Here is a 15,159-nt window from a genome sequence, read left to right as displayed (position 1 = left end):
TTTACATTACTATGCCTTCAACAAAAAAGAAACAAAAAAGAAAAGTAGATGTCGTTGTTGTTTCTGACATACACTTAGGTACCTATGGCTCTAGAGCTAAAGAATTACTAAACTACCTAAAAACTATTGAGCCTAAAAAACTCATTCTAAATGGTGATATCATAGATATATGGCAATTTAAGAAACGATACTTTCCTAAACCACATATGAAAGTGATAAAATACATCACTTCCTTAGTTTCTAAAGGAACTGAAGTATATTATATCACAGGAAATCATGACGAAATGTTACGCAAATTTGTTGGTTTTGAAATTGGAAACTTTCAGTTGGTTAACAAATTGGTATTAGAACTAGATGGTAAAAAGGCTTGGTTTTTTCACGGTGACGTTTTTGACGTTACTATGCAGCATTCCAAATGGTTGGCAAAGCTAGGAGGTATTGGATACGATTTACTAATTATGATCAACACACTTGCCAACTGGATAAGTGAAAAAGTGTTAGGCAGAGGTAGAATTTCTTTTTCCAAAAAAATAAAAAACAGTGTAAAATCTGCTGTTAAGCACATCAATAGTTTTGAAGACACCGCAGCAGAAATTGCTTTTTTAAATGGATACGATTACGTGGTTTGTGGTCACATTCACCAACCGCAACAACGAATCATAACCAACAGCCAAAACGAATCTTTGATGTACTTAAACTCAGGAGATTGGATTGAAAACCTAACTGCTTTAGAATACAAAAACAAAAAATGGACGATCTATCAATATCAAGAAGATATAGAAGCTCAGAAATTAAACCCAACAGATCACGACAATGAAAATGATTTAGGAAAAGCGGATTTAAAAAACAAAGACCTTTTTCAAGCATTGATCAAAGAAATTAACGTTATTGATGAAAAAAACATCCGATAACTATGAAGGTACTCTACGCAATACAAGGTACAGGTAACGGACATTTAAGTAGATCTAGAGATATTGTACCCATTCTACAAAGAAAAGTAGATTTAGACATATTGGTAAGTGGTGTACAAGCCGATGTAAGTCTTCCTTTTGAAATAAAGTATCAACTACATGGTATGAGTTTTATCTTTGGAAAAAAAGGAGGTGTTGACTTAAGAAAAACTTATAAAAATTCTGATATAAAAAAATTCAGAAAAGAAATAAATCAAATCAATATTGAACAATACGATTTGGTGATCAATGATTTTGAACCTGTTTCTGCATGGGCTGCCAAACTACACAAAATTCCTTGCGTATCTATGAGCCACCAAGCTGCCGTAAATGCCAAAGAAAGCCCCAAACCCAAAAAGAGAGATTTTGTAGGAGAACGAATTTTAAAGCGTTACGCTCCTACCGATTCTTATTATGGTTTTCATTTTAAGAAATACAACCAACATATTTACACACCTGTTATTCGTAATGAAATTAGGAAATTACAACCTTCTAAAAACAATCATTACACCGTTTATTTGCCTGCTTATGGAGATAATAAGCTTATTGATTTTTTCAGTAATTTTAAACAAACAACTTGGCAAATATTTTCTAAGCATACCCAAAAGGCATATTCTGTAGGTTCTATTTTTATTGAACCCATCAACAACGAGCGATTTTTAAAAAGTTTTGAAACTTGTAAAGGTGTTATTTGTGGAGCTGGATTTGAAACTCCTGCAGAAGCTTTGTTTCTAGAAAAAAAACTATTGGTAGTTCCAATGAAAAATCAATACGAGCAACAATGCAATGCTGCTGCTTTGATGGAATTAGGAATTCCGATCATCAAAAAATTAAAACCTTCTAACATTCAAATAGTGCACGAATGGCTAGAAGAAGAACAATATATTGACGTTTTTTACCCTGACGAAACGGAAAAAATTATAGATTTGATTTTAGAAAAATTCAGACCATAAAAAAAGCTCTCTATAATAGAGAGCTTTTTATTTATATAAATTCTTGGATTCTTAAGCCAATACTTCTTGTACTTTTTCAGCAGCTTCTTGAAACTCTGTAGCAGAAATTACATTCAATCCTTCTTCAGCATCAATCAACGCTTTTGCTTCTACTGCATTGGTTCCTTGCAAACGAACAATAATTGGAACGTTTATTTTGTCTCCCATATTCTTGTAAGCATCTACAACCCCTTGTGCTACACGATCACAACGAACAATACCTCCAAAAATGTTTACCAAAATAGCTTTTACATTAGGATCTTTTAAGATAATTCCAAAAGCAATCTCTACTCTTTCTGCATCTGCAGTTCCTCCAACATCTAAAAAGTTAGCTGGCTCTCCTCCTGCTTGCTTGATCAAATCCATAGTTCCCATTGCCAATCCTGCTCCGTTTACCATACATCCTACATTTCCATCTAAGGCAACATAGTTCAACCCTGCTGCTTTTGCTTCTACTTCTGTTGGGTGTTCTTCACGAATGTCACGCAATTCGATAAAATCTTTATGACGGTACAATGCGTTTTCATCTAAAGAAACTTTTGCATCTACTGCTAAAATTTTATCATCTGATGTTTTTAACACTGGATTGATTTCAAACATTGCAGCATCTGATTTTTCATAAGCTGTAACCAAAGCAGAAATAAATTTGGTCATTTCTTTAAAAGCAGTTCCTGACAATCCTAAATTAAATGCAATTTTACGTGCTTGAAATGGTAAGATTCCTGTAGCAGGATCAATTTCCTCAGTAAAAATCAACTCAGGTGTTTTTTCAGCAACTTCTTCAATATCCATACCTCCTTCTGGAGAATACATCACCATATTTTTACCTGTAGCTCTGTTTAACAACACAGAAACATAATACTCTTCTGTTTCACTCTCACCAGGATAATAAACATCTTCTGCTATTAAAACTTGATTTACCAACTTTCCTTCTGCCGAAGTTTGAGGTGTTACCAACATCATTCCAATAATATCATTAGAAATTGATTTAACCTCGTCTAAGTTTTTAGCCAACTTAACTCCACCTCCTTTACCACGTCCACCAGCGTGAACCTGAGCTTTAACAACGTACCAACTTGTACCTGTTTCTTCTGTTAATTTCTGGGCTGCTGTAACAGCTTCTTCTGGTGTAGATGCAACAATTCCTCGTTGAATTCTAACTCCAAAACTATTCAAGATTTCCTTCCCTTGATATTCGTGTAAGTTCATTATTGTTGTTGTTTTGTATTTATGAGAATCACAGAGCAATAATAACAATTCTAGCAAAGACTTTATCAAAAAAAAAGGCAGAAAATTATATTTTTTTTAACAACTAAAAATTTTAACTTATTTTTGGTATTTGTCAAAAAAAATGAAGTGTTGAATTGTGTGCATTTGAAAACGAAACAACACTTCTACTAGTTTTTAATTACAATTTAAACTTATCTTAAAATTGAATCGACTATCTGCATAGAAAAGCCTTCTCATTTTCATGAAAAGGCTTTTCTATTTTTTATAAATTAACTTAATTCCTTAAGCCAATACTTCTTGTACTTTTTCAGCAGCTTCTTGAAACTCTGTAGCAGAAATCACATTCAATCCTTCTTCAGCATCAATCAACGCTTTTGCTTCTACTGCATTGGTTCCTTGCAAACGAACAATAATTGGAACGTTTATTTTGTCTCCCATATTCTTGTAAGCATCTACAACTCCCTGTGCTACACGATCACAACGAACAATACCTCCAAAAATGTTTACCAAAATAGCTTTTACATTAGGATCTTTTAAGATAATTCCAAAAGCAATCTCTACTCTTTCTGCATCGGCAGTTCCTCCAACATCTAAAAAGTTAGCCGGCTCTCCTCCTGCTTGCTTGATCAAATCCATAGTTCCCATTGCCAATCCTGCTCCGTTTACCATACATCCTACATTTCCATCTAAGGCAACATAGTTTAAGCCTGCCGCTTTTGCCTCGACTTCTGTTGGATGTTCTTCACGAACATCTCTATAATCAATATAATCTTTATGGCGGTACAATGCGTTTTCATCTAAAGAAACTTTAGCGTCCACTGCTAATATTTGATCATCTGCAGTTTTAAATACTGGGTTGATTTCAAACAAAGAAGAATCTGAACCTTCGTACGCTTTGTACAAAGCCATTGCAAACTTGGTCATGTCTTTAAAAGCTGCTCCAGACAATCCTAAATTAAAAGCAATTTTACGTGCTTGGAATGGTAAAATTCCAGTTGCAGGATCTATTTCTTCTGTAAAAATTAACTCAGGAGTTGCTTGAGCAACCGCTTCAATATCCATCCCTCCTTCTGGAGAGTACATAATCATATTTTTACCTGTAGCTCTGTTTAGCAACACAGACATATAATATTCCTCAGGCTTAGAAGGTCCATCATAATATACATTTTCAGAAATCAATACTTGATGTACTTCTTTCCCTTCTGCCGAAGTTTGAGGAGTTACCAACATCATTCCTATGATTTGTTCAGCATACATTTTAACTTCCTCTATAGATTTAGCGATTTTTACACCACCTCCTTTACCACGTCCACCAGCGTGTATTTGTGCTTTTACTGCAAAAACAGTACATCCTTTTTCCGCATGGATTTTGTTTGCAGCCTCCAATGCTTCTTCTGGAGTTGTAGCAACAAGCTCCATAGGTACTTTAACTCCAAAACTTTTTAAAATCTCTTTCCCTTGGTATTCATGTAAATTCATAAAAATCTGTCTTAAAATATTATGTTCATCTCAAAAGTATAAATAACCCCTAACAATATTTAAAAATGATAAGTATTTAACAAAAAAGCAAAATTCATATCTTTTTTAGTATTTTCGTTCGGTTAGATTTCACCTATGATAATTGCAAAAAACATCCAAAAAACCTTTAATCAAACTACTGTATTAAAGGGAATTGACCTCCATATTAAAAAGGGAGAAGTAGTGGCCATTGTAGGTCCATCTGGGGCAGGAAAAACCACATTGTTACAAATTTTAAGCACTTTGGACAAACCCGATCTTAATTCTGAAAGCGAATTAAGCATCAACAACACCTCACCTATACATTTAAACGATAGAAAAATATCTGACTTTAGAAATCAACATATTGGATTTGTTTTTCAATTTCATCAATTGTTACCTGAATTTACAGCATTGGAAAATGTTTGCATCCCCGCATATATTGGGCATAAAAACAACAACAAAACACAAAAAAGAGCTCTGGAATTATTAGACTTTTTAGGAATTAAAAACAAGGCAAACAACAAACCTAGTCAACTTTCTGGAGGAGAACAGCAACGTGTAGCCGTAGCCAGAGCATTGATCAACCAACCTGCTATTGTTTTTGCTGACGAACCTAGTGGTAATTTAGATACTGAAAGTGCAACCAACTTACACGATTTGTTTTTTCAACTACGAGATCAATTCAACCAAACATTTGTAATTGTAACTCACAATGAAAAATTGGCAAATATGGCAGACCGAAAGCTAGTACTAAAAGACGGAAATATAGTAAACTAAACAGATGATTGGAATTATTAGTGCCATGCACGATGAACTAGCTGAACTTTTACATGTTTTAAAAGATAAAAAAACAACCATTTTAGGGAACCGAGAATACTACACTGGTAACATTAACAACACTCCCGTAACTATTGTGTTTTCTAAATGGGGAAAAGTTGCTGCTGCCATTACAACCACTCAGTTGATTGCTACTTTTCAACCTTCTGAAATTATTTTTACAGGTGTTGCAGGTGGTATTGATGCTGATTTAAATATTGGAGATCTTGTGTATGGAACACAATTGGTACAACACGACATGGATGCAAGTCCTTTATTTCCAAAATTTGAGATTCCATTGTTAGGAAAATCTTTTTTCAAAACCTCTGAAAACCTAAAATTACATCAATGTATTGTTGATTTTAACGAGCATTATTTTACTCACATTTCCGAACAAGAAGCCAATGACTTTAATATATCTAAGCCAAAACTAGTTTCTGGATTGATTGCTAGCGGAGACGAATTTATCAGTGATGTTCAGTCTATTGAAATCTTGAAAAAAAACTTACCCAACTTGCAATGTGTAGAAATGGAAGGAGCTTCCGTAGCTCAAGTTTGCGAAGAATATCAAATACCTTTTAGCATACTCAGAATTATTTCTGACAAAGCAGATGCTAGTTCCCCAATTGACTTTCCTTTGTTTACAAAGAAGATTGCTAGCAAATACGCAAAAGGCATCCTTCAAAATTATTGCAGTTAATTTTAGTTTCTGTATCTTTGACCAACATTTAAACAATGACAAGAAACGCAAAACAACCTTTCGCGATGCTACTTTCTGCTCAATTGAGCACAATTGTTTATTTCCTTACAACAACCATTTTTCCTTTTCCTTTTCCATATAAATTGACGAATTTAAAAGCATGAATGTACTATTAAAATCAGCTACTGTTTTTGACCCTAAAAGCGACCATCATTCTCAAAAAAATGATATTTTAATCACCAACGGATACATCTCTGAAATCAACAAATCTATTGTATGTCCAGAAAATCATACAGAAATTGAACTTGACGATCTAACTGTTTCCAACGGTTGGTTTGATGCAAGTGTAAGTTTTGGAGAACCTGGTTATGAAGACAGAGAAACTATTGCCAACGGAATAGAAGTAGCAGCTAAAAGTGGATTTACTCAAATAGGTTTGAACTCTAATTGTTACCCACTTACAGATTCTAAATCTATGGTAAATTACTTAAAAACAAAAGGATTGGGCTCTCCGGTTAACATTCACCCTATTGGTAGTTTGACCAAAGAAAGCAAAGGACAAGATATTGCCGAATTGTACGACATGCAACAAGCAGGTGCCATTGCTTTTAACGATTATAAAAAAGGGCTCAAAAACGATAATCTTATCAAAATAGCTTTGCAATACACACAAAGTTTTAATGGTTTGGTGATGAGTTACCCTAACAACTCTAATATTGCTGGTGAAGGTGTGGTAAATGAAGGAATCAACAGCACACATTTAGGACTGAAAGGAATTCCAGCGCTAGCAGAAGAATTACAAGTAAGTAGAGATTTATTTTTAGTAGCCTATGCAGGAGGCAGATTGCATATACCTACAATAAGTTCTGCAAAATCTGTAGCGTTAATCCGAGAAGCAAAAGCAAAAGGTCTCAACGTAACCTGTAGCGTAAGTGCCGATCATTTGACACTTACCGATGCTGAATTAGCAGCTTTTGATGCCAACTATAAAATTACACCTCCGTTAAGAACCCCTACAGATGTGAAAGCATTGATTGAGGGTGTAAAAGATGGAACGATTGATTTTATCACTTCCGACCACGACCCTATAGATATTGAAAATAAGAAAATAGAATTTAGCAATGCAATGGATGGAAGTATTGGTTTGGAAAGTTTTTTCAGCAGCTTGCTAGAAATTTTACCTTTAGATCTATTGATTGAAAAAATCACAAATAAACCTTTAGAGATTTTTGGATTGCCTGTAACAACTATTCAAAAAGGAGAAAAAGCCAATTTAAGTTTATTTACAACTTCTGGAAAGGGTATTTTTAGCAAAGAACACATTTTTTCAGCTTCTACAAACAGTGCATACTTAGGAAAAAAGACTTTGGGAAAAGTTTACGGAACTTATAATAATGGAATTTTAACACTTGCCTAATGACAGATTTATCTTTAGAATACTTAATTAGAGAACCCAAAGTAGCTTCTAAAAAAGCTCCCTTAATCTTATTGATTCATGGTTATGGTAGCAACATGGATGACTTGTTTTCATTTGCACCAGAATTACCAGAGCAGGCTTTGGTTGTAAGTGTACAAGCTCCTACTCCATTACCTTTTGGAGGTAATGCTTGGTATAGTATTACTTTTGATGCTGATGAAAACAAATTTTCTGATCCAGTAGAAGGAAAAGCTTCCGTACAGAAATTACGTATTTTTCTAGATGAAATTATTGAAAAGTATCCTGTAGACACTAACAATATCTTTTTTACAGGGTTCAGTCAAGGTGCTATTTTAAGTTATGCCTTTTCTTTTACATTTCCAGAAAAAATACAACACGTTGTTGCATTGAGTGGTCATTTTAATCACGATTTTTTAATACAACCTCCTACAAAAAACAATATTGATTATTTTGTATCTCACGGAACTGTAGATCAAGTAATCCCTATAGGTTGGGCTAAAAAAGGTCCCGAATTGTTAAACAGTTTAGGAATTAAAAACATCTATAAAGAATATCCTGTAGGACACGGAGTTCATCCCAATAACTTTTATGATTTTAAAAACTGGATTGCCAAACGTATATAATAAAAAAACGCTCAACTTAAGTTGAGCGTTTTTATTTTAAAAGAAATAATAAGTCTTTTTAACAAGCTTCTAATTCCAAACAAAAAATCAAAAGCCATTAAATTTTAATTTAAAAATTTGGAAATCATTACTACATATATCTGCTTTACGTTTGGAGTCCAAAATAGCATCTTAAAATGAATTTTCAGTTTGATATTTGAGTCTAAAATCTATTTTTCACTAAAACAACTTCGTTTTTAACACTATTATTCTCAATTTAATTTCAAAAAAACAATCAACCTGATAAATTTAGACTCATAATTTCATTAAATCCACAACAGACCTGAAACACACTTATCTATCTGTAAATTAGGTTTTTATTAACAATTATTTATTATTAATCGTTGAAAAAAGATGTAAGATTGTATAACAATTTCAACTATTAATTATGACTAAAACATTACAATTTTTATTCATTTCTCTTGTGATTTTATGCACTTCAGAAATGATGGCTCAAGTAACCACTTCCAGTATAAGTGGTAGAGTTACAGACAAGCAAGAAACTATTATGGGAGCAACTGTTATTGCAACTCACACACCTTCTGGTACAGTTTACGGTGGAGTTACAAATGACGAAGGACGTTATAATCTACCAGGTATGCGTGTTGGGGGACCCTATACGGTAGAAATATCTTATATTGGATATGGAAAAAACACGACTAACAACATCACCATTGGTTTAGGTGCAGCTTATCTTCATAACGTTGTTTTAACAGAAGAAAATGTTTCTCTAGATGAAGTTGTTCTTTCTGCTAGAAGATCCAAGTTTTCGGCAGATAAAACAGGAGCAACAACAAATATTTCTAACCAACAGATATCTTCTATGCCAACTATTAATAGAAGTATTTCTGACATTGCACGTATTTCTCCATATGCAGATGGAATGAGTATGGCTGGTGGAGATGGTCGTTCTACAAACTTTACTGTTGATGGGGCTAACTTTAACAATAACTTTGGGTTAAGCTCTAGCTTACCAGGGGGAGGTAATCCTATTTCTATAAATGCTATTGAAGAAATTCAAGTAGTAGTTTCTCCTTTTGATGTTAGACAAACCAATTTTATTGGTGGGGGAATAAATGCCATTACCAAATCAGGAACAAATAAATTTAAAGGTTCTGTGTACGGTTTTTTCAATAACCAAGAAATGCGTGGAAACAGAATCAACAAAATGGATCTTGGAGAACGTAATGAGGAGTCTACAAAAACTTTTGGGGTAACTTTAGGAGGTCCTATTATTAAGAATAAATTATTCTTTTTTGTAAATGCTGAATCTGTAGTAGAACCCGGACAAGTGGTAAACTGGAGACCTTCTCAAGACGGTGTTGCCAATTTGGATCAATATCTTTCTCGTACTAGTATTGCTGATATGGAGTTAGTGAAACAACATTTAATAGACAATTATGGTTACAATCCAGGTTCTTACACAAATTATCCTGCAGATGAAACCAACAAAAAATTACTTGCTCGTATAGACTGGAACATTAACGATGATCATAAATTAAGTTTTAGATACAACTACGTTAAGAATCAAGGATGGAACGCTACCAACGGAAACTCTAATAACGCAGGATCTCGTAACAGAGCTATGGATCGTATTTCAGCAAATTCGATGGCTTTCTCTAACTCAACTTATTCAATGGATAACATTGTTAGTTCATTTTCATTGGATTTAAACAGTAGAATTTCAGATAAATTATCAAATCAATTTTTAACAACGTATTCTAAAATACAAGATGCTCGTGGTACCAACTCTTCTCCATTCCCGTTTATTGATATTATGAATGGTCTTGATGGGTCTGGAAATCAAATTGACGAACCTTATATTTCTGCTGGTTACGAATTATTTACTTGGAACAATGCAGTAAACAACAACACATTTACAGCTATTAATAATTTAACTTATTATTTAGACAATCATACCATTACTGGAGGAGTTAGTTATGAACACCAATTGGCAAACAATTCTTACATGAGAAACGGTACTGGTTATTACCGTTATGCAAGTCTTGATGATTTTCTTAATCAAGCTGCACCAAGAGATTTTGCTTTAACTTATGGTTACGATGGTGAAGAAAATCCAAATGCTGAAGTTGCTTTTTCTCAATATGGAATTTATGCACAAGATGATTGGAACATCAATAAAAACTTTAAATTATCATACGGAATTCGTGCAGATTATTTAAAATATGATGACAATTTAATCACAAACAACGCTATTTTAGATTTAGACTATAATGGTACAAATATAGATACAGGTAAATGGCCAGATGCGAATGTATTATTTTCTCCAAGAGTTGGTTTTTCTTGGGATGTTAAAGGAGATAACTCTTTTAAACTTCGTGGAGGAACAGGTGTTTTCTCAGGAAGATTACCATTGGTATTCTTTACAAACATGCCAACCAATTCAGGAATGGTACAAGGAAGTTATCAAGCTAATACAAGATATAATGCAGATGGTTCTGTTAGCTCTGTTGATCCTGCTTTAGCTGGCTTAGCAGGTCCAATGATTACAGATGTAGATGAAATGATTGATAGATTAAATCTACCAAATACCATCACTCCAGAAGATGGTGTTTTACCAAGTGCTGTAAATGCAGTTGCTACAGACTTTAAGATGCCACAAGTATGGAAAACATCTTTAGCGTTTGACTACCAAGTACCAACATCTTTTCCTATGCAAGTTACTTTAGAAGGAATTTATACAAAAACATTGAATGGTGTAATGCTTAAAAACTATAACCTAATGCAGCCAGATGCTACTTGGGAACGTTTTTCTGGTTCTGATAACAGGTATATCTATCCTGCAGATATTACTTACACTTCAAAAGATGCATTTGTTTTATCAAACACTAATGAAGGTTGGGGAGCTATTGGTAACATTACCTTAAAAGCACAACCAGTAAAAGATTTAAACCTAATGGCAGCTTATACTTACACAGAATCAAAAGAGATTTCAGGTATGCCAGGTAGTAATGCATATTCTGCCTATTCTGGTTTAGATGCTGTAAACGGACCACATTTACCAGAACTTCAACGTTCTCAATATGTAGTTCCTAATAAAGTTATATCATCAATCTCTTACAAACTGCCTTGGACTAGTAATAGCTTAAAATCTGCTACATTTTTTAACTTATTCTATTCTGGACACTCACCTGAAGGATATAGCTTTACCTATTCTAATGACATGAATGGTGATGGAATTTCTACAGATTTAATTTACATTCCGAAAGAAAAAGGAGACATCAATTTTATTAGTGTTGCAGATGAAGATGCTTTCTTTGATTTTATGGAGCAAGATAGTTACTTAAAAGCCAATAAAGGTAAGTATGCCGAAGCTAATGCAGCACGCAGCCCTTGGGTGCATAGTTTTGATTTAAGACTAGCACGTGAGTACTATATCAACGTTGGAGAAACTAAAAACACTTTACAATTTACGTTTGATATTATAAATGTAGGAAACATGTTAAATTCTAAATGGGGAGTGGAGAAAAACAATAGTATTTCTAACAATGGACAAGTTCTAAGATACGAAGGAAAAGATTCAAATAACACTCCTTCTTATTCATTTAATAAGGTTGATGGTGAGTACCCTGAAAGTACTTATGATTATGACAGTTATTATGGTAATACTTGGAAACTTCAAATAGGAGCAAAATATTCTTTCTAAATTAAAAAATTAAATACAATAAGTATATAACTAAAAACGCTCAACATAAGTTGAGCGTTTTTTTTTGATTGAATATGTGAACTATTGTCTTTTCGTTATATTTTATTAAATATTGAAATTTACAAAAAATACTAATCCTGTACCACAACCCAAAGAGAGTGAAACACAGCAGGAACCCAAAAAACAAAACATAAAATAATATTAATTACAATGTGTTTGTCTGCTCCTCTTTTTAGGTATACTGCCAATGGAGGCAGAAAAAAAGATAAAATAATCAGTAAAATTTTATTCATAATTTCTTGTTTTAAAAGTGACTTCTAATTTTTTATAACTTTAAATAATTTCAATAGTCAACCCATCATAAGCCAAAAACACATTTTCTGGCAAGTTTTTACTAACTTCTTCATGAAACCCCAATCTGTGACTGATGTGTGTAAAATAAGCTTGCTTGGGTTGTAATACTTTTACCATTTCTAACGCTTGCTCCAGGTTTAAATGTGTTGGATGTTCTTCTATTCTCAACGCACTCAAAACCAAAACATCCAACCCTTTGAGTTTTTCCATTTCGGAATCTTCAATAGTTTTTACGTCTGTTAAATATGCAAAATTGTCTATCCTGTAACCTAAAATAGGCAACCATCCATGCCCAATATGAATCGGTATAACTCTTTTAGTTTCTAAAAGGAAGGGCTGATCATCAATAATATTAGGAATAACAGCAGCAGCTCCAGGATATCTATTTTCGGTAGTAAAAATATAATCATATCTTTTTGCCAAACTTTCCATCACCCTTTGTATTGCATACACAGGCATTGGTCCTTTTTTATAGCAATAAGGTCTTATATCATCCAGTCCCGCTATGTGATCTGAATGTTCGTGAGTAAATAAAATTGCATCAATGTCTCTAATATTATTCTGCAACATTTGCATTCTAAAATCTGCTCCACAATCTACCAAAACGCTCCCACTTTCCCATTCTATAAAAACTGAAGAACGCATTCTCTTATCTTTAATATCTGTAGAAAAATTAACGGGTTCGTCCGATAATAACATCGGAATACCTTGCGAAGTTCCTGTGCCTAAAAACGTAACTCTCATGGTTTAAAATCTTATATCAAAAATACGAAAACACAGCTAGTTAAAACTCTAAATTTGGTATATTTGGTAGGTAATATAGAAATAATCAATATGCCAGTATCACACAAAGGAGATATTATAGTAGAAAACATCTTAACAAGTAAAACCAAAGCGCTAAAAATCAACCTTAATAAGAATATTTACGGAACATTTTCAGAAATTGGTGCAGGACAAGAAACAGTTCGTCATTTTTTTAGAGCAGGTGGATCTTCTGGAACAATTGCGAAAGCGATGAGTGCTTATGACAAAGATTTTTCTGATGCTATTTATGGAATTGAAGATGACAAAAGGTATGTGACTGAAAGTCGTTTGAAAAAAATGCTGAATCATGAGATACAGTTGATTGAAAACAGATTGGATAGAAGTAAACATCCTAGTAAAATGTTTTTTAGTTATGCCAACACGGTTGCTACTATAGATTTTGCAAAACAATTTAAAGGTCATGGTTGGGTTGGTATTCATTTTCAATTATCTCCACACGAACCTCATAATGAAATTGTATTGCATCTAAGGTTCAAGCAAAATGATGCTACATTACAACAAGAAACTTTGGGTAGATTAGGTGTGAATTTAATTTATGGAGCTTTTTATCACAATGACAATCCTAAAGATTTGATTAGTTCTTTATACGATAATATTGAAATTGATGAGCTAGAAATAGACATGATCAACTTTTCGGGTCCTCGTTTTACCTATGTAGACAATAGATTGATGAGCTTGCAATTGGTGAAAAACGGTATGACCAATGCTGTTATGTTTAACGATACTGGAAAGAACTTATTACCTGCTCAAGAATTATACAAAAAAAACATTTTGGCTTTACGCGGGAGATTTAGACCTGTAACCAAAGTAAATATGGATGTGTACGAAGAATCTCAAAAATTATTTTTTGCAGACAAAAGAGTAGATCCTGCAAGAACCAAAACCATCTTTGAAATTACTTTATCTAATTTAAAAAATGAAGGAGAAATTAACGAGAGGGACTTTTTAGACAGAGCAGATTTGCTATGCTCTTTAGGACAAATAGTAATGATTACCAACTTTCAGGAATATTACAAATTAGCAGAGTACTTTGGTGAGTTTACCAATGAACAAATTGGCTTTGCCATGGGTGCTGATAGTATTATGAATATTTTTGACATTAAATATTACAACAATTTAAAAGGTAGTATTTTAGAAGGTGTAGGAAAATTGTTTTCTCATAATTTAAAAATATACCTTTACCCTATTCTATGCGACAAAGAACATACTATTATTGATAGTAATAATTTAAAAATAAACCATAGAATTAAAGAATTGTATGCTTATTTTAAATCTTCTCATAAAATTATAGATATTACAAACTATCATATAGAGCATATGAAAATTCAAGCTCCTGATGTATTTAAGAAAATACGAACGAATGAGAAAGGATGGGAAGCTATGCTGCCGGAAGGAATTGCAGAAACCATAAAATTTAAAGGCTTATTTGGTTATAAAAAACAAATATAACGCGTAAAGTAATTTGACTGAAGAAGAACAACTCATTAGAGATCTTAAAGATCCTAAAAAGCTCAAAAAAGCTTTTGACCAATTAGTAAAACTATACAAGGAAAGGTTGTACTGGCACATTCGTAAAATCGTAATCAATCACGATGATACAGATGATGTTCTGCAAAATACGTTTATAAAAGTTTATAAAAACATTAGTGGTTTTAAAGAGGAAAGTAAATTATTTTCTTGGATGTATCGAATTGCCACCAATGAAGCCATTACTTTCTTGAATCAAAAGGCTAAAAAATCAAACATTCCTATTGAAGAATATCAAAAGGAACTTAGAAGCTCTGTTCAAGATGATGAATTGTTTGATGGAGATACCATTCAAGTCATTCTACAAAAAGCCATTGCAGAATTGCCTCATAAACAACAATTGGTTTTTAACATGAAATATTTTGATGAATTAAAATACGAAGAGATGTCAGAAATACTTGAAACATCTGTAGGAGCTCTAAAATCTTCGTATCATCATGCAGTAAAAAAAATAGAAGCATTTATAAAAAAATATTAAACCTTTTTTACAAAATAGCA

The 15,159-nt window shown here is 33.1% G+C and carries 13 protein-coding genes; 9 read left to right on the top strand and 4 right to left on the bottom strand.

Annotated features, from left to right (window positions below):
* The first annotated feature begins 11 nt into the window (after positions 1-11).
* Positions 12-911: a UDP-2,3-diacylglucosamine diphosphatase gene (locus tag Q4548_RS10310; RefSeq protein ID WP_303454566.1), complete on the top strand. Its 900-nt coding sequence runs from the start codon at positions 12-14 to the stop codon at positions 909-911.
* 2 nt (positions 912-913) lie between these two features.
* On the top strand, positions 914-1,903 hold the full coding sequence (locus Q4548_RS10305; RefSeq protein ID WP_303454563.1) for a glycosyltransferase family protein: 990 nt from the start codon (positions 914-916) through the stop codon (positions 1,901-1,903).
* 51 nt (positions 1,904-1,954) lie between these two features.
* On the opposite strand, the gene sucC (Q4548_RS10300) is transcribed toward Q4548_RS10305, so the two are convergent.
* The gene (gene sucC, locus Q4548_RS10300; RefSeq protein ID WP_303454560.1) at positions 1,955-3,151 is read right to left on the bottom strand and encodes an ADP-forming succinate--CoA ligase subunit beta; all 1,197 of its coding nucleotides are present in this window, start codon (positions 3,149-3,151) and stop codon (positions 1,955-1,957) included.
* Between the two features lie 303 nt (positions 3,152-3,454).
* Entirely contained in the window at positions 3,455-4,651 is a 1,197-nt protein-coding gene (sucC, locus tag Q4548_RS10295) for an ADP-forming succinate--CoA ligase subunit beta (RefSeq protein WP_303454558.1), read from the bottom strand.
* Positions 4,652-4,786: 135 nt separating this feature from the next.
* Between sucC (Q4548_RS10295) and Q4548_RS10290 the strand changes: the two genes are divergently transcribed.
* The 5 genes from Q4548_RS10290 to Q4548_RS10270 all read left to right on the top strand — a co-directional run bounded on the left by Q4548_RS10290 (position 4,787) and on the right by Q4548_RS10270 (position 11,955).
* The gene (locus Q4548_RS10290) at positions 4,787-5,449 is read left to right on the top strand and encodes an ABC transporter ATP-binding protein (protein ID WP_303454554.1); all 663 of its coding nucleotides are present in this window, start codon (positions 4,787-4,789) and stop codon (positions 5,447-5,449) included.
* A 4-nt stretch (positions 5,450-5,453) separates the two neighbouring features.
* A complete protein-coding gene (locus Q4548_RS10285) occupies positions 5,454-6,188 on the top strand; it encodes a 5'-methylthioadenosine/adenosylhomocysteine nucleosidase (RefSeq protein WP_303454552.1) in 735 nt (244 codons plus the stop codon).
* Between the two features lie 160 nt (positions 6,189-6,348).
* Complete coding sequence (locus Q4548_RS10280) at positions 6,349-7,605, top strand: dihydroorotase family protein (RefSeq protein WP_303454549.1); 1,257 nt, start codon at positions 6,349-6,351, stop codon at positions 7,603-7,605.
* The gene (locus Q4548_RS10275) at positions 7,605-8,249 is read left to right on the top strand and encodes an alpha/beta hydrolase (RefSeq protein WP_303454547.1); all 645 of its coding nucleotides are present in this window, start codon (positions 7,605-7,607) and stop codon (positions 8,247-8,249) included. The genes Q4548_RS10280 and Q4548_RS10275 overlap by 1 nt, the downstream gene beginning before the upstream one ends.
* 427 nt (positions 8,250-8,676) lie before the next feature.
* Positions 8,677-11,955, top strand: coding sequence for a carboxypeptidase regulatory-like domain-containing protein (locus Q4548_RS10270; RefSeq protein WP_303454545.1), 3,279 nt, complete (start codon positions 8,677-8,679; stop codon positions 11,953-11,955).
* Between the two features lie 131 nt (positions 11,956-12,086).
* Here the strand turns inward: Q4548_RS10270 and Q4548_RS10265 are convergent, their stop codons facing one another.
* Together Q4548_RS10265 and Q4548_RS10260 are read right to left on the bottom strand one after the other, a co-directional pair.
* Positions 12,087-12,248: a YqaE/Pmp3 family membrane protein gene (locus Q4548_RS10265; RefSeq protein WP_303454543.1), complete on the bottom strand. Its 162-nt coding sequence runs from the start codon at positions 12,246-12,248 to the stop codon at positions 12,087-12,089.
* 40 nt (positions 12,249-12,288) lie between these two features.
* Positions 12,289-13,053 (bottom strand): MBL fold metallo-hydrolase, encoded by a 765-nt coding sequence (locus Q4548_RS10260; protein ID WP_303454539.1) that lies wholly within the window; start codon positions 13,051-13,053, stop codon positions 12,289-12,291.
* A gap of 90 nt (positions 13,054-13,143) precedes the next feature.
* On the opposite strand from Q4548_RS10260, the gene Q4548_RS10255 reads away from it, so the two are divergent.
* A complete protein-coding gene (locus Q4548_RS10255; RefSeq protein ID WP_303454537.1) occupies positions 13,144-14,583 on the top strand; it encodes a TonB-dependent receptor in 1,440 nt (479 codons plus the stop codon).
* Between the two features lie 13 nt (positions 14,584-14,596).
* Positions 14,597-15,139 carry an RNA polymerase sigma factor gene (locus Q4548_RS10250; protein ID WP_303454535.1) on the top strand — a complete coding sequence of 181 codons (543 nt, stop codon included), beginning with the start codon at positions 14,597-14,599 and terminating at the stop codon, positions 15,137-15,139.
* Positions 15,140-15,159: the final 20 nt, after the last annotated feature.

Source organism: Wenyingzhuangia sp. 2_MG-2023 (assembly GCF_030548295.1).
Lineage (GTDB): Bacteria > Bacteroidota > Bacteroidia > Flavobacteriales > Flavobacteriaceae > Wenyingzhuangia.
This window is presented reverse-complemented; position numbering and strand designations above follow the sequence as displayed.